Origin of the sequence: Pseudomonas sp. (genome assembly GCF_030147005.1) — a bacterium.
Taxonomy (GTDB): Bacteria; Pseudomonadota; Gammaproteobacteria; order Pseudomonadales; family Pseudomonadaceae; genus Aquipseudomonas.
Genome location: NZ_JASLAW010000179.1, coordinates 1 through 14,556, shown reverse-complemented (window position 1 = coordinate 14,556; position 14,556 = coordinate 1). Strand labels below are relative to the sequence as shown.

At 61.0% G+C, this 14,556-nt stretch carries 15 protein-coding genes; 8 read left to right on the top strand and 7 right to left on the bottom strand.

All coding sequences use genetic code 11. The features are described 5' to 3' along the window. Positions 1–67 precede the first annotated feature (67 nt). Positions 68–1,243: a CaiB/BaiF CoA-transferase family protein gene (locus tag Q1V60_RS16990; RefSeq protein WP_300632622.1), complete on the bottom strand. Its 1,176-nt coding sequence runs from the start codon at positions 1,241–1,243 to the stop codon at positions 68–70. A 158-nt stretch (positions 1,244–1,401) separates the two neighbouring features. Here Q1V60_RS16990 and tusD point away from each other — a divergent pair, with 158 nt between their 5' ends. The 6 genes from tusD to Q1V60_RS16960 all read left to right on the top strand — a co-directional run bounded on the left by tusD (position 1,402) and on the right by Q1V60_RS16960 (position 4,838). Continuing rightward, positions 1,402–1,794 carry a sulfurtransferase complex subunit TusD gene (gene tusD, locus Q1V60_RS16985; RefSeq protein WP_300632619.1) on the top strand — a complete coding sequence of 131 codons (393 nt, stop codon included), beginning with the start codon at positions 1,402–1,404 and terminating at the stop codon, positions 1,792–1,794. Between the two features lies 1 nt (position 1,795). Continuing rightward, positions 1,796–2,146, top strand: a complete 351-nt coding sequence (tusC, locus tag Q1V60_RS16980) for a sulfurtransferase complex subunit TusC (RefSeq protein ID WP_300632616.1) — start codon at positions 1,796–1,798, stop codon at positions 2,144–2,146. After that, positions 2,146–2,424, top strand: a complete 279-nt coding sequence (gene tusB / locus Q1V60_RS16975) for a sulfurtransferase complex subunit TusB (protein WP_300632613.1) — start codon at positions 2,146–2,148, stop codon at positions 2,422–2,424. The genes tusC and tusB overlap by 1 nt, the downstream gene beginning before the upstream one ends. Then, complete coding sequence (locus Q1V60_RS16970) at positions 2,421–2,756, top strand: TusE/DsrC/DsvC family sulfur relay protein (protein ID WP_300632610.1); 336 nt, start codon at positions 2,421–2,423, stop codon at positions 2,754–2,756. Before tusB ends, Q1V60_RS16970 begins: the two co-directional genes overlap by 4 nt. Then, positions 2,753–3,754 (top strand): glycosyl transferase family protein, encoded by a 1,002-nt coding sequence (locus Q1V60_RS16965; RefSeq protein ID WP_300632607.1) that lies wholly within the window; start codon positions 2,753–2,755, stop codon positions 3,752–3,754. Before Q1V60_RS16970 ends, Q1V60_RS16965 begins: the two co-directional genes overlap by 4 nt. An 88-nt stretch (positions 3,755–3,842) precedes the next feature. After that, positions 3,843–4,838 carry a glutathione S-transferase family protein gene (locus Q1V60_RS16960; protein ID WP_300632604.1) on the top strand — a complete coding sequence of 332 codons (996 nt, stop codon included), beginning with the start codon at positions 3,843–3,845 and terminating at the stop codon, positions 4,836–4,838. A gap of 113 nt (positions 4,839–4,951) precedes the next feature. Here Q1V60_RS16960 and cysG read toward each other — a convergent pair whose 3' ends face one another. Genes cysG through ftsK form a run of 6 tightly spaced genes read right to left on the bottom strand, consistent with a single transcriptional unit; the run spans position 4,952 to position 12,455 of the window. Next, positions 4,952–6,346 (bottom strand): siroheme synthase CysG, encoded by a 1,395-nt coding sequence (gene cysG, locus Q1V60_RS16955; RefSeq protein ID WP_300632601.1) that lies wholly within the window; start codon positions 6,344–6,346, stop codon positions 4,952–4,954. Continuing rightward, positions 6,347–7,627 carry a serine--tRNA ligase gene (gene serS / locus Q1V60_RS16950; RefSeq protein WP_300632598.1) on the bottom strand — a complete coding sequence of 427 codons (1,281 nt, stop codon included), beginning with the start codon at positions 7,625–7,627 and terminating at the stop codon, positions 6,347–6,349. A gap of 16 nt (positions 7,628–7,643) precedes the next feature. Further along, a complete protein-coding gene (gene crcB, locus Q1V60_RS16945; RefSeq protein WP_300632596.1) occupies positions 7,644–8,018 on the bottom strand; it encodes a fluoride efflux transporter CrcB in 375 nt (124 codons plus the stop codon). Further along, complete coding sequence (locus Q1V60_RS16940) at positions 8,018–9,340, bottom strand: replication-associated recombination protein A (protein WP_300632593.1); 1,323 nt, start codon at positions 9,338–9,340, stop codon at positions 8,018–8,020. The genes crcB and Q1V60_RS16940 overlap by 1 nt, the downstream gene beginning before the upstream one ends. Before the next feature lie 28 nt (positions 9,341–9,368). Further along, on the bottom strand, positions 9,369–9,992 hold the full coding sequence (gene lolA / locus Q1V60_RS16935) for an outer membrane lipoprotein chaperone LolA (RefSeq protein WP_300632592.1): 624 nt from the start codon (positions 9,990–9,992) through the stop codon (positions 9,369–9,371). A 54-nt stretch (positions 9,993–10,046) separates the two neighbouring features. Continuing rightward, a complete protein-coding gene (gene ftsK, locus Q1V60_RS16930; protein WP_300632589.1) occupies positions 10,047–12,455 on the bottom strand; it encodes a DNA translocase FtsK in 2,409 nt (802 codons plus the stop codon). Positions 12,456–12,952: 497 nt separating this feature from the next. Between ftsK and aat the strand changes: the two genes are divergently transcribed. Next, positions 12,953–13,633 (top strand): leucyl/phenylalanyl-tRNA--protein transferase, encoded by a 681-nt coding sequence (gene aat / locus Q1V60_RS16925; protein WP_300632586.1) that lies wholly within the window; start codon positions 12,953–12,955, stop codon positions 13,631–13,633. A 56-nt stretch (positions 13,634–13,689) separates the two neighbouring features. Further along, positions 13,690–14,397, top strand: coding sequence for an arginyltransferase (locus tag Q1V60_RS16920; RefSeq protein WP_300632583.1), 708 nt, complete (start codon positions 13,690–13,692; stop codon positions 14,395–14,397). The last annotated feature ends 159 nt before the right edge of the window (positions 14,398–14,556 follow it).

Genomic DNA, 14,556 nt, shown 5'->3' with positions numbered 1-14,556 from the left:
CAGGTTTTTCTGCTTTAGCGCTTAACTGACCGGCATTAGGGCTTGCCCGCGAAAAGTGTCAGTTCTGTCACCCAATTACCTTGCCCTGGCGCAGCTCGCTTATCCGCTGAGCACTGAACCCCAACTCCCTCAGCACTTCATCACTGTGCGCACCTACGGCAACACCGATATGCCGTGGCGCCGGCAACCCCTCGGAAAACTTCAACGGGCAGGCGATCTGCGCCTGGGTCGAACCATCGCCCCTGGGCACCTGGCTGATCAACCCGCGCGCCTGCAACTGCGGATGCTCCAGCGCTTCACTCAAGCTCAACACCGGCTCCACGCACGCATCCACTTCGGCAAACAACGCGCACAGTTCATCAAAGCTGCGTTTTTCAAATTCCACCTGCAGCGCCCGCTTGAGTGCCGGCTGCTGCTCAGGCTTCACGCCGTGCACGGCCAGTTCCGGTCGCCCCAGCGTTTCACACAACTGCTGCATGAAGGCCGGTTCCAGACTACCCACCGACATCCAGCGCCCGTCACGCGTGCGGTAGTAATCGTAGAAACTGCCGCCATTGAGTACATGGTTTTCCCACTCCGGCTCCACCCCGCAGGCCAGGTAACCCGCGCCGGCCATTGCGTTCAGGCTGAACGAACAGTCGGTCATGCTCACATCCAGGTACTGACCGACGCCGCTCTGCTGCCGTGCGACGACCGCCGCAAGCACGCCCACCACCGCGTGCAAAGACCCGCCGCCGATATCCGCCAGTTGCACGCCCAGCGGCAACGGCCCACTGTCGCGCCGCCCGGTGTGGCTGGCCACGCCGGCCACTGCCAGGTAGTTGATATCGTGGCCGGCGCGATCCCGGTAAGGGCCGGTCTGGCCGTAGCCGGTGATGGATACGTAAATGAGCCTGGGGTTGATCGCTTTCAGTGCCGCATACCCCAGGCCCAGGCGGTCCATGACGCCGGGGCGGAACTGTTCGACGAGGATATCGGTGCCCTTGACCAGTTCGAAGACGATCTGCAGCGCCTCAGCCTGCTTGAGGTCCAGCGCCAGGCTGCGCTTGTTGCGATTGAGGTAGGCGTGACTCGCCGACGTGCCGTGATCGTGGGGCGGCCATACGCGCAACAGGTCCATCCGCGTCGGCGATTCGATGCGCAGCACCTCAGCGCCCATGTCCGCCAGCATCAGTGAGGCGAACGGGCCGGGCAAGAGGGTAGAAAAATCCAGCACTTTGAGGGACGCCAAGGGGCCTGCCATACACACTCCGTTTCCGATTCGACTGGCCACAGCGTAGTCAGCCTTCAGCGCTGACGGCAATCGTCAGAACGATCAACCACAATGACCGTTTTGATCACGGCGGGCTTTTTCGTCGCGGCGGCTTTATCATTGGCCCACGTTTGTAGGCAGAGTGTTCCATGAAGTTCGCGATTGCAGTGTTTTGCGCCGCCCACGCGCCCGCCTCGCGCCGCGCCCTGTTGTTCGCCCAGGCGGCCCTGGCCGGCGGGCATGAAATTGTGCGGCTGTTTTTTTATCAGGATGGCGTGTACAGCGCGTCCAATAACATCGTCGCGCCCCAGGACGAGCAAGACATCGCGCGCCACTGGCGCGAGTTTGTCAGTACTCACCAACTGGACGGCGTTGTGTGCATCGCCGCGGCCTTGCGCCGTGGTGTGCTCAATGCCGAGGAGGCCACGCGCTATCAACGCAGCGCGGTGAACCTGGAGGCGCCCTGGACGCTGTCGGGCCTGGGGCAATTGCATGATGCGATCCAGGACGCCGACCGCCTGATCTGTTTTGGAGGCTCGTGACATGGCCAAATCATTGCTGGTAATCAGCCGCCAGGCGCCGTGGTCCGGGCCCAGTGCGCGGGAAGCACTGGATATCGTGCTGGCCGGCGGCGCATTCGATCTGCCGATCGGCCTGCTGTTTCTGGACGACGGCGTGTTCCAGCTGGCGCCGCACCAGGACGCCAAGGCCGTGCAACAAAAGGACTTGAGCGCCAACCTGCAAGCCCTGGGCCTGTTCGGTATCGATGAGGTGTTCGCCTGCAGCCACAGCCTGACCGAACGCGGGCTTATTGCGCCGGCAAGCGCCCAAGCCTTGGGCAGCGCAGCTATTTCCAAGCTGATTGACCGTTACGACCAGGTGATTACCCTCTGATGTCGACTTTACATGTGGTGTCCCACTCCCCCTTTACCGATAGCCGCCTCGACAGCTGCCTGCGCGTTTGCGGCACCGATGATGCCATCCTGCTGTGCGGCGACGGCGCCTACGGCCTGCACAACGCAGCGCTGCAAACCAAGGGGGTAAAGGTGTTTGTGTTGGCTGAAGACATGCAGGCACGCAACCTGCCGCTCCCGGACTGGGCCGCCAGCGTGGACTATCCGGGTTTCGTGCAGCTGTCGATCGACTATGACAAGGTCAACAGCTGGCTATGAACACACTGACCGTAGGCACGCGCACCCTCGAACTGGACAAGGACGGCTACCTGGTCGACCTCAACGAGTGGTCCGCCGAAATTGCCGAGGCCCTGGCCGCCGCCGAATCGCTGGAATTGACCCCGGACCACTGGGAAATCCTCGAACTGCTGCGCGGCTTTTATGCTGAGTACCAACTGTCCCCCGCCACGCGCCCGCTGATCAAGTACACCGCCTTGAAACTCGGCCCGCAAAAGGGCAACAGCCTGCACCTCAACAAACTGTTCAACGGCACTCCCGCCAAACTCGCCGCCAAGCTGGCGGGCCTGCCCAGGCCGACGAATTGCTTATGACCGACTTTGCCCCACTGAACCTCTCGACGCCCGAAGAACATCCGTTTGCGCAGTTCGTGCGCATCCTCGGCAAAGGCAAGCGCGGCGCACGCAACCTCACCCGTGAGGAAGCGCGCGAAGCCATGGGCATGCTGCTCGACGAAAAAGTCGAGGACACCCAACTGGGCGCGTTCCTCATGCTGCTGCGCCACAAGGAAGAAAGCCCGGACGAGCTCGCCGGCTTCACCGAAGCGGTGCGCGAGCGCTTGCATCCGCCGGCATTGAATGTCGATATCGACTGGCCGACCTATGCCGGCAAAAAGCGCCACCTGCCATGGTTTCTGCTGGCGGCCAAGTGCCTGGCGCAAAATGGCGTGCGCATCCTCATGCACGGCGGCGGCGCGCATACGGCGGGCCGCTTGTACACCGAGCAGTTGCTGGCGAGTGTGCAAATACCACTGTGCCGCAATTGGCAACAGGTCGAGGCGGCCTATGCACAAGGCAACCTCGCGTTTATCCCGCTGGGCGACTGGGCGCCTCAATTGCAGCGCATGATCGACCTGCGCAACACCTTGGGCTTGCGCTCGCCGATCCACTCCCTGGCACGCTTGCTCAACCCGCTGAATGCCCGTTGCGGCCTGCAAAGCATTTTCCATCCGGGTTACCAAGGCGTACACCGCGATGCCAGTGGCCTGCTTGGCGACAACGTGATTGTGGTCAAGGGCGATGGCGGTGAGATCGAGATCAACCCGGACACCCTCAGCCACTTGTATGGCACCACGAGCGGCCAGAGCTGGGACGAAGAATGGCCCGCCCTCTCCGCCCAGCGCCACGTCAAACCGGCGACCGTGGAACCTGAGCATTTGAAAGCCCTGTGGCGTGGCGACGTCGAGGACAGCTACCCGCAACTGGCCCTGATTGCGACCATGGCCCTGGCCTTGCGTGGCCTGGGACACACCCGAGAGCAGGCGTTCGAATTGGCCCAGCAGTATTGGGATGCGCGAGACAAATCGATTTAATCGATCATTCACCTCCGGTCTTTGCGCTTTTAGTTCGAACTCATCCCTTTAAACTGGGCTCAAACGCTTATTAGCCAAGGAGCCAGTCATGGGTTTGCTGATCGAAGGACACTGGAAAGACCAGTGGTACGAAAGTAGCGCAGATGGCGCTTTTCAGCGCGAACAGGCGCAACGTCGCAACTGGGTGACCGCGGACGGCCAACCCGGCCCGAGTGGCGAAGGCGGCTTCAAGGCCGAAGCCGGCCGCTATCACCTCTACGTATCCCTCGCCTGCCCTTGGGCCCACCGCACTTTGATCATGCGCAAACTCAAGGGTCTGGAAAGCCTGATCGACGTCTCGGTGGTCAGTTGGTTGATGCTGGAAAACGGTTGGACCTTCGACAAGGCCCACGGCGCAACCGGCGACGCATTGGACGGTTTCGACTTCATGCACCAGCGCTACACCGCCGACACCGCCGACTACACCGGCCGCGTCACGGTGCCGGTACTGTGGGACAAGCAGCTCAAGCGCATCGTCAGTAATGAATCGGCGGAGATCATCCGCATGTTCAACAGCGCGTTCAACGCACTGACCGGTAATACCCTGGATTTCTATCCCGAAGCACTGCGCCCGACCATCGACGCGCTGAACGAACGCATCTACCCCGCCGTGAATAACGGCGTGTACCGCGCAGGCTTCGCCACCTCGCAGAAAGCCTATGAAAGTGCGTTTGATGATGTGTTCGCCGAGCTGGACCACTTGGAACGCCACTTGGACGAGCATCGCTACCTGGCCGGCGAATACCTGACCGAGGCGGACGTGCGGCTGTTTACGACGCTGATTCGTTTTGATGCTGTGTACTACAGCCACTTCAAATGCAACCTGCGGCGGATTGCCGACTATCCAAACTTGTCGAATTGGCTGCGGGAACTGTATCAGTGGCCCGGCGTGGCCGAGACGGTAGACTTCGAGCACATCAAGGGGCATTACTACGAGAGCCATCGGACGATCAATCCGACGGGAATTGTGCCGAAGGGGCCTTCCCAACGCTTTGATACCGGGCATGACCGTGAGCGCCTGGCCGGCAGCGGTGTGTTGGGGTGAACCAGTTTGTGGCGAGGGAGCTTGCTCCCGCAGGGCTGCGCAGCGTTCCCAAAAACCTGGGAGCGCTTTGCACTCCAGCGGGAGCAAGCTCCCTCGCCACAAGGAGCAGTATTTCAGACCTGAGATTGAGCGCCTTCAAACCATTTGAGCTTCTCGCGCAGCATCACCACCTCACCCACAATCACCAGCGTCGGCGCATGCACTTCATGCTCCGCTACCATGCGCGGCAAGTCGGCCAGGGTGCCGGTGAACACCCGCTGGTTGGACGTGGTGCCCTGCTGGATCAGCGCCGCCGGCGTATGCGCCGCTCGCCCGTGCTTGATCAATTGCTCACAAATAACCGGCAGGCCAATCAAGCCCATGTAGAACACCAGCGTCTGTGACGGCCCCACCAGGTCCTGCCAGGGCAGATCCGACGTACCGTTCTTCAGGTGCCCTGTAATAAAGCGCACCGACTGCGCATAGTCACGGTGCGTCAGCGGAATGCCCGCATACGCTGCGCAACCACTGGCGGCCGTGATCCCCGGTACCACCTGGAACGGGATGCCATGGGCCGCCAATTCCTCGATCTCTTCGCCGCCACGCCCAAAAATGAACGGATCGCCGCCCTTGAGGCGCAGCACGCGCTTGCCTTGCTTGGCCAGGTCCACCAGTTGCTGGTTGATCTGGCCCTGCGGCACGGCGTGGTCGGCGCGACGCTTGCCGACATACACGCGCTCGGCATCACGACGGCACAGATCCAGAATCGCCGGGGCCACCAAACGGTCATACAACACCACGTCGGCTTGCTGCATCAGCCGCAAGGCGCGGAAGGTCAGCAGGTCCGGATCGCCTGGGCCTGCCCCCACCAGATAAACCTCACCCGGCGCATAAGGCGGCGCGCCATTGACCTTTTCGATCAACAGACGCTCGGCCTCATCGCCCTGCCCGGCCAACTGGCGGTCGGCAATCGGCCCCTGGAAAACCTCTTCCCAGAACGCCCGCCGCTGCTGAACGTCCGGGTACAAGCCTTTGACCTGGGCACGAAAACGCGCCGCCAACCCGGCCAACTGGCCATAGGTGGAAGGGATCCAGGTTTCCAGCTTGGCCCTGATCAAGCGCGCCAGCACTGGCGCATCGCCGCCACTGGACACCGCAATCACCAACGGCGAACGGTCGACGATCGCCGGGAAGATCACGCTGCACAGGGCCGGCGCATCCACTACGTTGACCGGTACACAGCGACGCTTGGCATCACTGGACACTTGTGCGTTCAGTGGCTCGTCGTCCGTTGCCGCTATGATCAGCACGCAACCGTCGAGGTCCGCCTCCTGATAACCGCGCAACATCATTTCCCCGCCACTGCCCAGCACCAGTTCACGCAACTGGTCTTCGATCTGGGGAGCAACCACCCGCAGCAACGCACCGGCATCGGCCAGCAGCCGGGATTTGCGCAAGGCAATTTCCCCACCACCGACGACCAACACACGACTGCCGCGCAGGTTATGAAACAGCGGCAGAAATTCCATTTAGCCGATGACCTCGACGCCCGCCATGTACGGCTTGAGCACCTCAGGGACGCGAATCGAACCGTCAGCCTGCTGGTAGTTTTCCAGCACGGCCACCAGCGTACGGCCTACGGCCAGGCCCGAACCGTTGAGGGTATGCACCAGTTCCGGCTTGCCGGTTTCCGGGTTGCGGAAACGCGCCTGCATGCGCCGGGCCTGGAAATCGCCACAGTTGGAGCACGACGAGATCTCGCGGTACTTGTCCTGGCTCGGCACCCACACTTCGAGGTCGTAGGTCTTCACGGCGCTGAACCCCATGTCGCCGGTGCACAGCGCCAGAACGCGATACGGCAACTCCAGCAATTGCAGCACGCGCTCGGCGTTGGCGGTCAGGCCTTCCAGGGCTTCCATGGAAGTCGACGGCTCGACCACCTGGACCATCTCGACCTTGTCGAACTGGTGCTGGCGGATCATGCCACGGGTGTCACGGCCCGACGCACCGGCCTCACTGCGAAAGCACGGGCTATGGGCGACAAACTTCAGCGGCAGTTGCTTGGCATCGAGAATTTCACCGGCAACGATGTTGGTCAGCGACACTTCGGCCGTCGGGATCAGGTACAGGTCGGCTTCGCCGTCGCGGCTGATCTTGAACAGGTCTTCTTCGAATTTCGGCAGCTGGCTGGTGCCCATCAGCGCCGGCGCCTGCACCAGGTAAGGCGTGTAGGCTTCCTCGTAACCGTGCTCGGCGGTGTGCAGGTTGATCATGAACTGCGCCAGGGCACGGTGCATGCGCGCAATCGGGCCACGCAACAAGGCGAAACGCGCGCCGGACATTTTCGCGGCGGTTTCGAAATCCAGGCCGCCGGTCAATTCGCCCAGGGCCACGTGGTCCTTGATTTCAAAATCGAAGGTTTTTGGCGTGCCCCAGCGGCGCACTTCGACGTTGCCGTCTTCGTCTTCGCCAATCGGCACGGATTCGTGCGGCAGGTTGGGAATGCCCAGCAGGATCGAATCCAGCTCGGACTGAATCTTGTCCAGTTCGACTTTGCCAACGGACAGCTCGGTGCCCATGCGCTCGACATCCGCCATCAACGGCGCGATGTCTTCGCCGCGCTGCTTGGCCTGACCGATGGATTTGGAACGCGCGTTACGCTCAGCCTGCAGTGCTTCGGTGCGGGTCTGGACGGTCTTGCGCTGTTCTTCCAGCGCTTCGATGCGCGCAACATCCAAGGCAAAGCCACGGGATGCCAGGCGGTCCGCTACGTCCTGAAGGTTGCTACGTAACAGTTTGGAATCGAGCATGTCGGTCTCTCGTTTATCAAAGTTTGGTCAAGGACAGGCCGGCCCAGGTGGCGAGCAGCCCGCCGAACACGCTGATGCCCAGATACCCGAAGGCTACCAGGGCCTGCCCGCTTTCCAGCAGGCGCAGCGTATCCAGTGAAAAGGATGAAAAGGTCGTCAGACCGCCTACAAAGCCGACAATCAAGCCGGCGCGAATTTCAATCGGCACTTCCGGGCGCAACAGGAACCAGCCGTACAACAGCCCGATGATCAAGCAGCCCACCAGGTTGACCGCCAAGGTCGCCGCATAATAATGCTTCGGCCATTGGGCGCTGACCCAGGTGCTGGTGGCGAAACGCAATAATGTACCAGCGATGCCGGCTGCGGACACGGCAAGAATCGTCTTGAGCACTACTTTCTCCGCTGTCGGGGGCTGAGACGGTCGAGTTGGGCCAGATGGTTGAGCTTTTCGCCGATCTTCAGCTCCAGGCCACGGGGCACCGGCTGGTAAAGCGCCAGCGGCTCAAGCTCATCGGGGAAGTAATCTTCACCGGCGGCATAGGCGTCCGGCTCATCATGGGCATAGCGGTATTCATCACCGTAACCCAGCTGTTTCATCAACTTGGTCGGGGCGTTGCGCAAGTGCATCGGCACTTCGAGGGAGCCGTGTTCAGCGGCGGCGCGCAGGGCGGACTTGAAGCCCATGTACACCGCGTTGCTCTTGGGCGCGCAGGCCAGGTAAGTGATGGCCTGGGCCACAGCCAACTCGCCTTCCGGACTGCCCAGGCGTTCCTGCACGTCCCAGGCCGCCAGGCACAGGCTCAGCGCGCGCGGGTCGGCGTTGCCGATGTCTTCGCTGGCCATGCGCACCACGCGGCGCGCAAGGTAGAGCGGGTCGCAGCCGCCGTCGATCATGCGCGCAAACCAGTACAGCGCACCGTCCGGGTTGGAGCCGCGCACGGATTTGTGCAGCGCCGAAATCTGGTCGTAGAACGCTTCGCCGCCCTTGTCGAAGCGCCGACGCGTATCGCCGAGCAGGCTTTGCAGCAGGTCGACGCCGATCTCGCCGCCGTCTTCGGCCAGGTCCGAAGCGTTCTCCAACAGGTTGAGAAAACGCCGGCCATCGCCGTCGGCGGCGGTGAGCAAAATTTTGAAGCCTTCTTCGCTCACGCTCAGCTGGCGCTTGCCCAGGCCCTTGTCTTCGCTCAATGCGCGATGCAGCAGCTTTTGCATCGCCGCTTCGTCCAGGCTTTTGAGCACATAGACCCGCGCCCGCGAGAGCAAGGCGTTGTTGAGCTCAAACGAAGGGTTTTCGGTGGTGGCACCGATAAAAATCAGGGTGCCATCTTCCACGTAGGGCAGGAACGCATCCTGCTGCGACTTGTTGAAACGATGCACTTCGTCGACAAACAGGATGGTGCGCTTGCCGTATTGCCCGGCCTGCTGCTTGGCGACTTCCACCGCCTGACGGATCTCCTTGACCCCGGCCAGAACCGCCGAGACCGTTTCGAAGTGTGCATCCGAGACTTTCGCCAGCAGCCGCGCCAGGGTGGTTTTACCCACCCCCGGCGGCCCCCAGAAAATCATCGAGTGCAGCGCACCCTGCTCCAGAGCTTCACGCAAGGGCTTGCCGCGAGCGAGCAGATGTTCCTGACCGACGTATTCATCCAGGTTGGTCGAGCGCAGGCGCGCGGCCAGAGGCTGGGCAATCGGGTCACTTCGAAACAGATCCATGGGCAGCGTTTGAAACCTCTGGGGGAGTTTATTCCTGAATCACGTCGGCACCCTTGGGGATGTCGAACTTGAACGTGGACGCGGGCACAGGCTGGTTGGCCTTGACCCCGGAGAACAGGATGTCGGTGCGCTGACCGACGCTGTCGACCAGGCGCATGTTATTGATCAGGCCGTTGCCGAACGACAGTTGCAGGCTGTCAAACAGCGTGTCCTTGGACTTGGGCTTGAGCGTGAATTCGATCACGTTGCTGGTTTGTTTGGACGTGATGTCGAAACTGTCGTTGATCTTCGATACATCGCCCGAGAGCAACAGCGCCGGCGTCTGATTGAGCCGTGGGTCGAGCTTTTTGATGGTCGCCTGTTCCAGGTCCGGGTCCCACAGCGTGACTTTCTGGCCGTCGGAAACGATGGTCTGTTCCGCCTTGCCTTCGGTATGCCAGTAGAACAACCCAGGGCGCTGTACGGCCATTTCGCCGGCGGTTTCCTGCAGTTGGGTACCACCGGCGTCCAGGGTCAGCTGGGAAAAGCGCGCGGTCAGGGTTTGGGATTTGTCGAGCAGGTTCTTCAGGCTGGCCACGGAAGCCGGGTCAGCGTGGGCCGAAACGGCGGTCAGGGCCAGTGCCGGCAACAACAGCATGCGGATAATGCGCATGGGAGTCCTCATTGAGTAGTCAGGGCGCGCCGCGTGCTGCCACGCGGCGCGGGATCAGTCGCGCACCTGCCCGGGGGCGATGACTTCACGCGAGCCGTTGGTGTTCATTGCAGTGACGACACCGGCGTTTTCCATGGATTCAATCATGCGGGCTGCGCGGTTGTAGCCGATTTTCAGCTTGCGTTGCACGGCGGAAATCGAAGCCCGGCGGCTTTCCAGCACGAACGCCACGGCTTCGTCGTACAGCGCGTCGGTTTCGGCATCATCGTCGCCACCGCCGCTGCCGCCGTCGAAGCCGCTGCCGGCCTCTTCAACGCCTGCGAGGATGTCGTCGTTATATTCCGGCGCGCCACGCAGTTTCCAGGCTTCCACCACGCGGTGCACTTCATCGTCGGAAACGAACGCACCGTGAACACGGATAGGCAGGCTGGTGCCGGGCGGCATGTAGAGCATGTCACCGTGGCCCAGCAGTTGCTCGGCGCCGCCCTGGTCGATGATGGTACGCGAGTCGATCTTGCTCGATACCTGGAACGCCATACGCGTAGGGATGTTGGCCTTGATCAGGCCGGTGATCACATCCACCGACGGCCGCTGGGTCGCCAGGATCAAGTGAATCCCGGCCGCACGTGCCTTCTGGGCGATCCGCGCGATCAGTTCTTCCACCTTTTTGCCGACGATCATCATCATGTCGGCGAATTCGTCGACCACCACCACGATGGTCGGCAATTTGCTCAGCAGCGGCGCTTCGTCATGAATGCTTTCGCGTTTGTACAGCGGGTCGGTCAGCGGTGTACCGGCGTCCTGGGCCTCCTTGACCTTGGCATTGAAGCCGGCCAAGTTACGCACGCCCATCTTCGCCATCAGCTTATAGCGCCGCTCCATCTCGGCGACGCTCCAGCGCAGGGCGTTGGCGGCGTCCTTCATGTCGGTCACCACCGGGCACAGCAGGTGCGGAATGCCTTCGTAGATCGACAATTCGAGCATTTTCGGGTCGATCATGATCAGCTTGGCGTCGTCCGGGCCTGATTTGAACAGGATCGACAGGATCATCGCGTTCACACCCACCGACTTACCGGAACCAGTAGTACCGGCCACCAACAGGTGAGGCATCTTCGCCAGGTCGGTGATTACCGGCTTGCCGCCGATATCATGGCCGAGGGCCAGGGTGACCGGCGATTTGAAATTGTCGTATTCCGGGGTTGACAGCACCTCGGAGAAACGCACGATCTGGCGGTCTTCGTTGGGAATCTCGATACCCACGGTGGTTTTTCCGGGAATCACTTCCACCACGCGCACGCTGGTCACGGCCAGGGAGCGGGCCAGGTCTTTGGCCAGGTTGGAAATACGGCTGACCTTGACCCCTGCCGCTGGCTGAATCTCGTAGCGGGTAATCACAGGGCCTGGGTGAATCGAGTCCACCGATACTTCGACGCCGAATTCCTTGAGCTTGATTTCCAGCAGGTGGCCGACGGCCGCCAGGGATTCCGGCGAGTAGTTGAGTTGTTTCTTTTCCGCCGGGTCGAGAATCGAAATCGGCGGCAAGGTGCCTTCAACGGCGCTGTCGATGAACAGGGGGGCCTGCTTCTCTTTCTGCACGCGATGGCTAGGCTCGGGCGCTTTGGGCGGCGCGGGAGCGATCACCGGTGGCACCTGCTTCTCGCGATCCGACATGTGTTTGCTCAGGGCCTGTTCGCGCTCGATCAAGCGCTCCTTGACCTTGGCCTGCTCGCGGCGGTCCGGCGTGCTGGGGGCCACCACCTCGTTGACGCGGGTGTCCACTTCGCGCAATTGCGCAACCATCTGCTTGCGCTCTACGCGCGCAGCCCACCAACGGTTGGCGGCGCCTTGGAACAACTCGAACAGGTCGAGGGTGATCTTGCCGGTCACGTCCATTACCTTGAACCATGACAGGTCGGTGAACACCGTAAGACCGAACAGAAACAGTGCGATAAACATCAGGGTGCTGCCCTGGATGTTCAGGGTGCGGCGCGCCAGATCACCCAGGCTTTCGCCCAGCGCCCCGCCCGCACCCGCCGGCAGACCGGTCGGCGCATGGAAGTGGATATGCGCCAGGGCCGCGCCGGACAACACCAGAAATACCAGCCCGATCAGGCGCCAGGAGAACAGCCAGCCGCTCCACTGCCAAGGTTCGTGGCGCTGGCGGAAGATCTGCCAGGTCTTGATCGCCAGCAACAGCGGAAAGATGTACGCGAAATAACCGAGAATCATGAACAGAATATCGGCGCTGTAGGAACCCACGGGGCCACCGAAATTCTGCACATCGTCGATTTTGCTGTTATGGCTCCAGCCGGGATCGTCCTTGCCATAGGTGAGCAAGGCCATCATCACGAACAGGCACAGCGCGCCGATAGCAATCAGCGCGCCTTCCTTGAGTCGGTAATGCAGGTGCTGACGCCAGGCCGGCACGACTGCTGCTTTGGGTGTTGCGGCGGATTTCTTCAAAACGGGTCTTTTCCTGCGCCTTTTAGCGCGTCCATCTATTGAATGACTGCACACGTCTGCTCTATCCCGAGCAGCTGAAAATGACGAATGTTGCTGAATCTACTTTTTAACACTGCATAACGCATGGATGAAATGGCGATAACGCCATAATCGCCGCATTGTACGGGTTTGCGTGCGCGATGCCACGCACTTGCCCTTCACCCGGCAATTTGAACCATACACGTGTAGCAGCATGCTCAATTTGAGCATGCATTGCCTTTGCTGACAAAGGCTTATGCGCTGTATTTACCAATCAAGGCAAGCTTGGCAAATGGCCTGCCTTGGCCAGACCCGATTACGACCGCACCTTATGCACAGAGTTGCAGAAACACCCTTACACGCTAATCCTGACCGAGAAGCCATTTGGGCTGGCTCCGTGGCGCTGCGTCGACAATAATCACGCTTTGGGGCAGGCGCCCAACCTGCCGCTCCCCTCCCCTTCCGTAAGCCTGGATGCCATGCTGACCTGGTTACAACGCGACACCCTGACATTCCCGCCACTGGCCAAGGCCATGCGCGAACCCAATGGCCTGCTTGCCGCCGGCGGTGACCTTTCGGCCGAACGGCTGGTCCAGGCCTATCGCCACGGCTGCTTCCCATGGTTCTCCGAAGGCCAGCCGATTCTGTGGTGGTCGCCGGACCCTCGCACGGTGATATTCCCCGACGAACTGCACGTCTCGCGCAGCCTGGGCAAATTATTGCGCCAACAGCGCTATAGCGTGACCTTCGATCAGGATTTCGCGGCGGTGATTCAAGCCTGCGCGGCGCCTCGCGCCTACGCGGATGGCACCTGGATCACTGAAGGCATCCAGAGCGCCTACCTTGAGCTGCATCAGCGTGGTTACGCACACTCGGTAGAGGTATGGGACCAGGGGGAATTGGTCGGGGGCCTGTACGGCCTGGCGATGGGCCAGTTGTTTTTTGGCGAGTCGATGTTCAGCCGCGCAGATAACGCCTCCAAATTCGGCTTCGCCACGCTGACCCGCCAATTGCAGGCCTGGGGTTTTGTACTGATTGATTGCCAGATGCCCAATGATCACCTGCATAGCCTGGGCGCTCGCGCTATACCGCGCACTGAATTCGCGAGGTACCTGCGCGATCATTTGGACCAGCCCAGCTCTGGGCCGTGGGTTTCTTAGGCGACATCCGCGTACCTGGCTTACACTTATTTCAAAGCTTATCCCGAGGGTTGATCATGACCGAGCTGGCGCGCTTGAAGTTTTATGCCACTCAAGCTCACTCTTGCAGCTATCTGCCCGACGAGCAGGCCACCACGCTGTTCCTCGATCCCAGCCAGCCGATGGACGTGCATGTGTACGCCGACCTGTCGGAGATGGGCTTTCGGCGCAGCGGCGATCACCTGTACCGCCCCCACTGCCAAAACTGCAACGCTTGTGTCCCGGCGCGCATCCCGGTGGCGCAATTTTTACCGGATCGCAATCAGAAACGCATCCTCAAGCGCAACGCCGATTTGACGGTAAACCCGGTCAAACCGCAGTACAGCGAAGAATATTTCGACCTGTATCAACGTTACATCGAGCAACGCCACGCCGACGGCGATATGTTCCCGCCCAGCCGGGATCAATTTTCTACGTTTCTGGTGCGAGACCTACCTTTTTCGCGCTTCTACGAATTCCGCCTCGACGGAAGGCTGATGGCGGTGGCGGTGACCGATCTGCTGCCCAACGGCCTGTCGGCGGTGTACACCTTTTATGAACCCGCAGAAGAGCGCCGCAGCCTGGGGCGCTTTGCCATCCTCTGGCAAATCGGTGAAGCGCTGCGCCTGGAACTGGAGGCGGTGTACCTCGGATACTGGATCAAGAACTGCAAAAAGATGAACTACAAGACCCAATATCGACCCATTGAGCTGCTAATTAATCAAAGATGGGTAACGCTTAACTAGAACCCCTTGGCTTGAACACCCTTTTTCGGGCACAATGCACGCCGCTTTTGCCTGGCGCAGTTGCACCGGGCCATTCACTGGATACCGAGGGCTTTACTGCATGTCGAAAGAAGACAGCTTCGAAATGGAAGGCACTGTCGTCGACACCCTGCCCAACAC

Coding starts and splice junctions, on each gene's coding strand:
- Q1V60_RS16990 (WP_300632622.1), bottom strand. CDS start 1,243: ATGGCAGGCCCCTTGGCGTCCCTCAAAGTGCTGGATTTTTCTACCCTC.
- tusD (WP_300632619.1), top strand. CDS start 1,402: ATGAAGTTCGCGATTGCAGTGTTTTGCGCCGCCCACGCGCCCGCCTCG.
- tusC (WP_300632616.1), top strand. CDS start 1,796: ATGGCCAAATCATTGCTGGTAATCAGCCGCCAGGCGCCGTGGTCCGGG.
- tusB (WP_300632613.1), top strand. CDS start 2,146: ATGTCGACTTTACATGTGGTGTCCCACTCCCCCTTTACCGATAGCCGC.
- Q1V60_RS16970 (WP_300632610.1), top strand. CDS start 2,421: ATGAACACACTGACCGTAGGCACGCGCACCCTCGAACTGGACAAGGAC.
- Q1V60_RS16965 (WP_300632607.1), top strand. CDS start 2,753: ATGACCGACTTTGCCCCACTGAACCTCTCGACGCCCGAAGAACATCCG.
- Q1V60_RS16960 (WP_300632604.1), top strand. CDS start 3,843: ATGGGTTTGCTGATCGAAGGACACTGGAAAGACCAGTGGTACGAAAGT.
- cysG (WP_300632601.1), bottom strand. CDS start 6,346: ATGGAATTTCTGCCGCTGTTTCATAACCTGCGCGGCAGTCGTGTGTTG.
- serS (WP_300632598.1), bottom strand. CDS start 7,627: ATGCTCGATTCCAAACTGTTACGTAGCAACCTTCAGGACGTAGCGGAC.
- Q1V60_RS16940 (WP_300632593.1), bottom strand. CDS start 9,340: ATGGATCTGTTTCGAAGTGACCCGATTGCCCAGCCTCTGGCCGCGCGC.
- lolA (WP_300632592.1), bottom strand. CDS start 9,992: ATGCGCATTATCCGCATGCTGTTGTTGCCGGCACTGGCCCTGACCGCC.
- aat (WP_300632586.1), top strand. CDS start 12,953: ATGCTGACCTGGTTACAACGCGACACCCTGACATTCCCGCCACTGGCC.
- Q1V60_RS16920 (WP_300632583.1), top strand. CDS start 13,690: ATGACCGAGCTGGCGCGCTTGAAGTTTTATGCCACTCAAGCTCACTCT.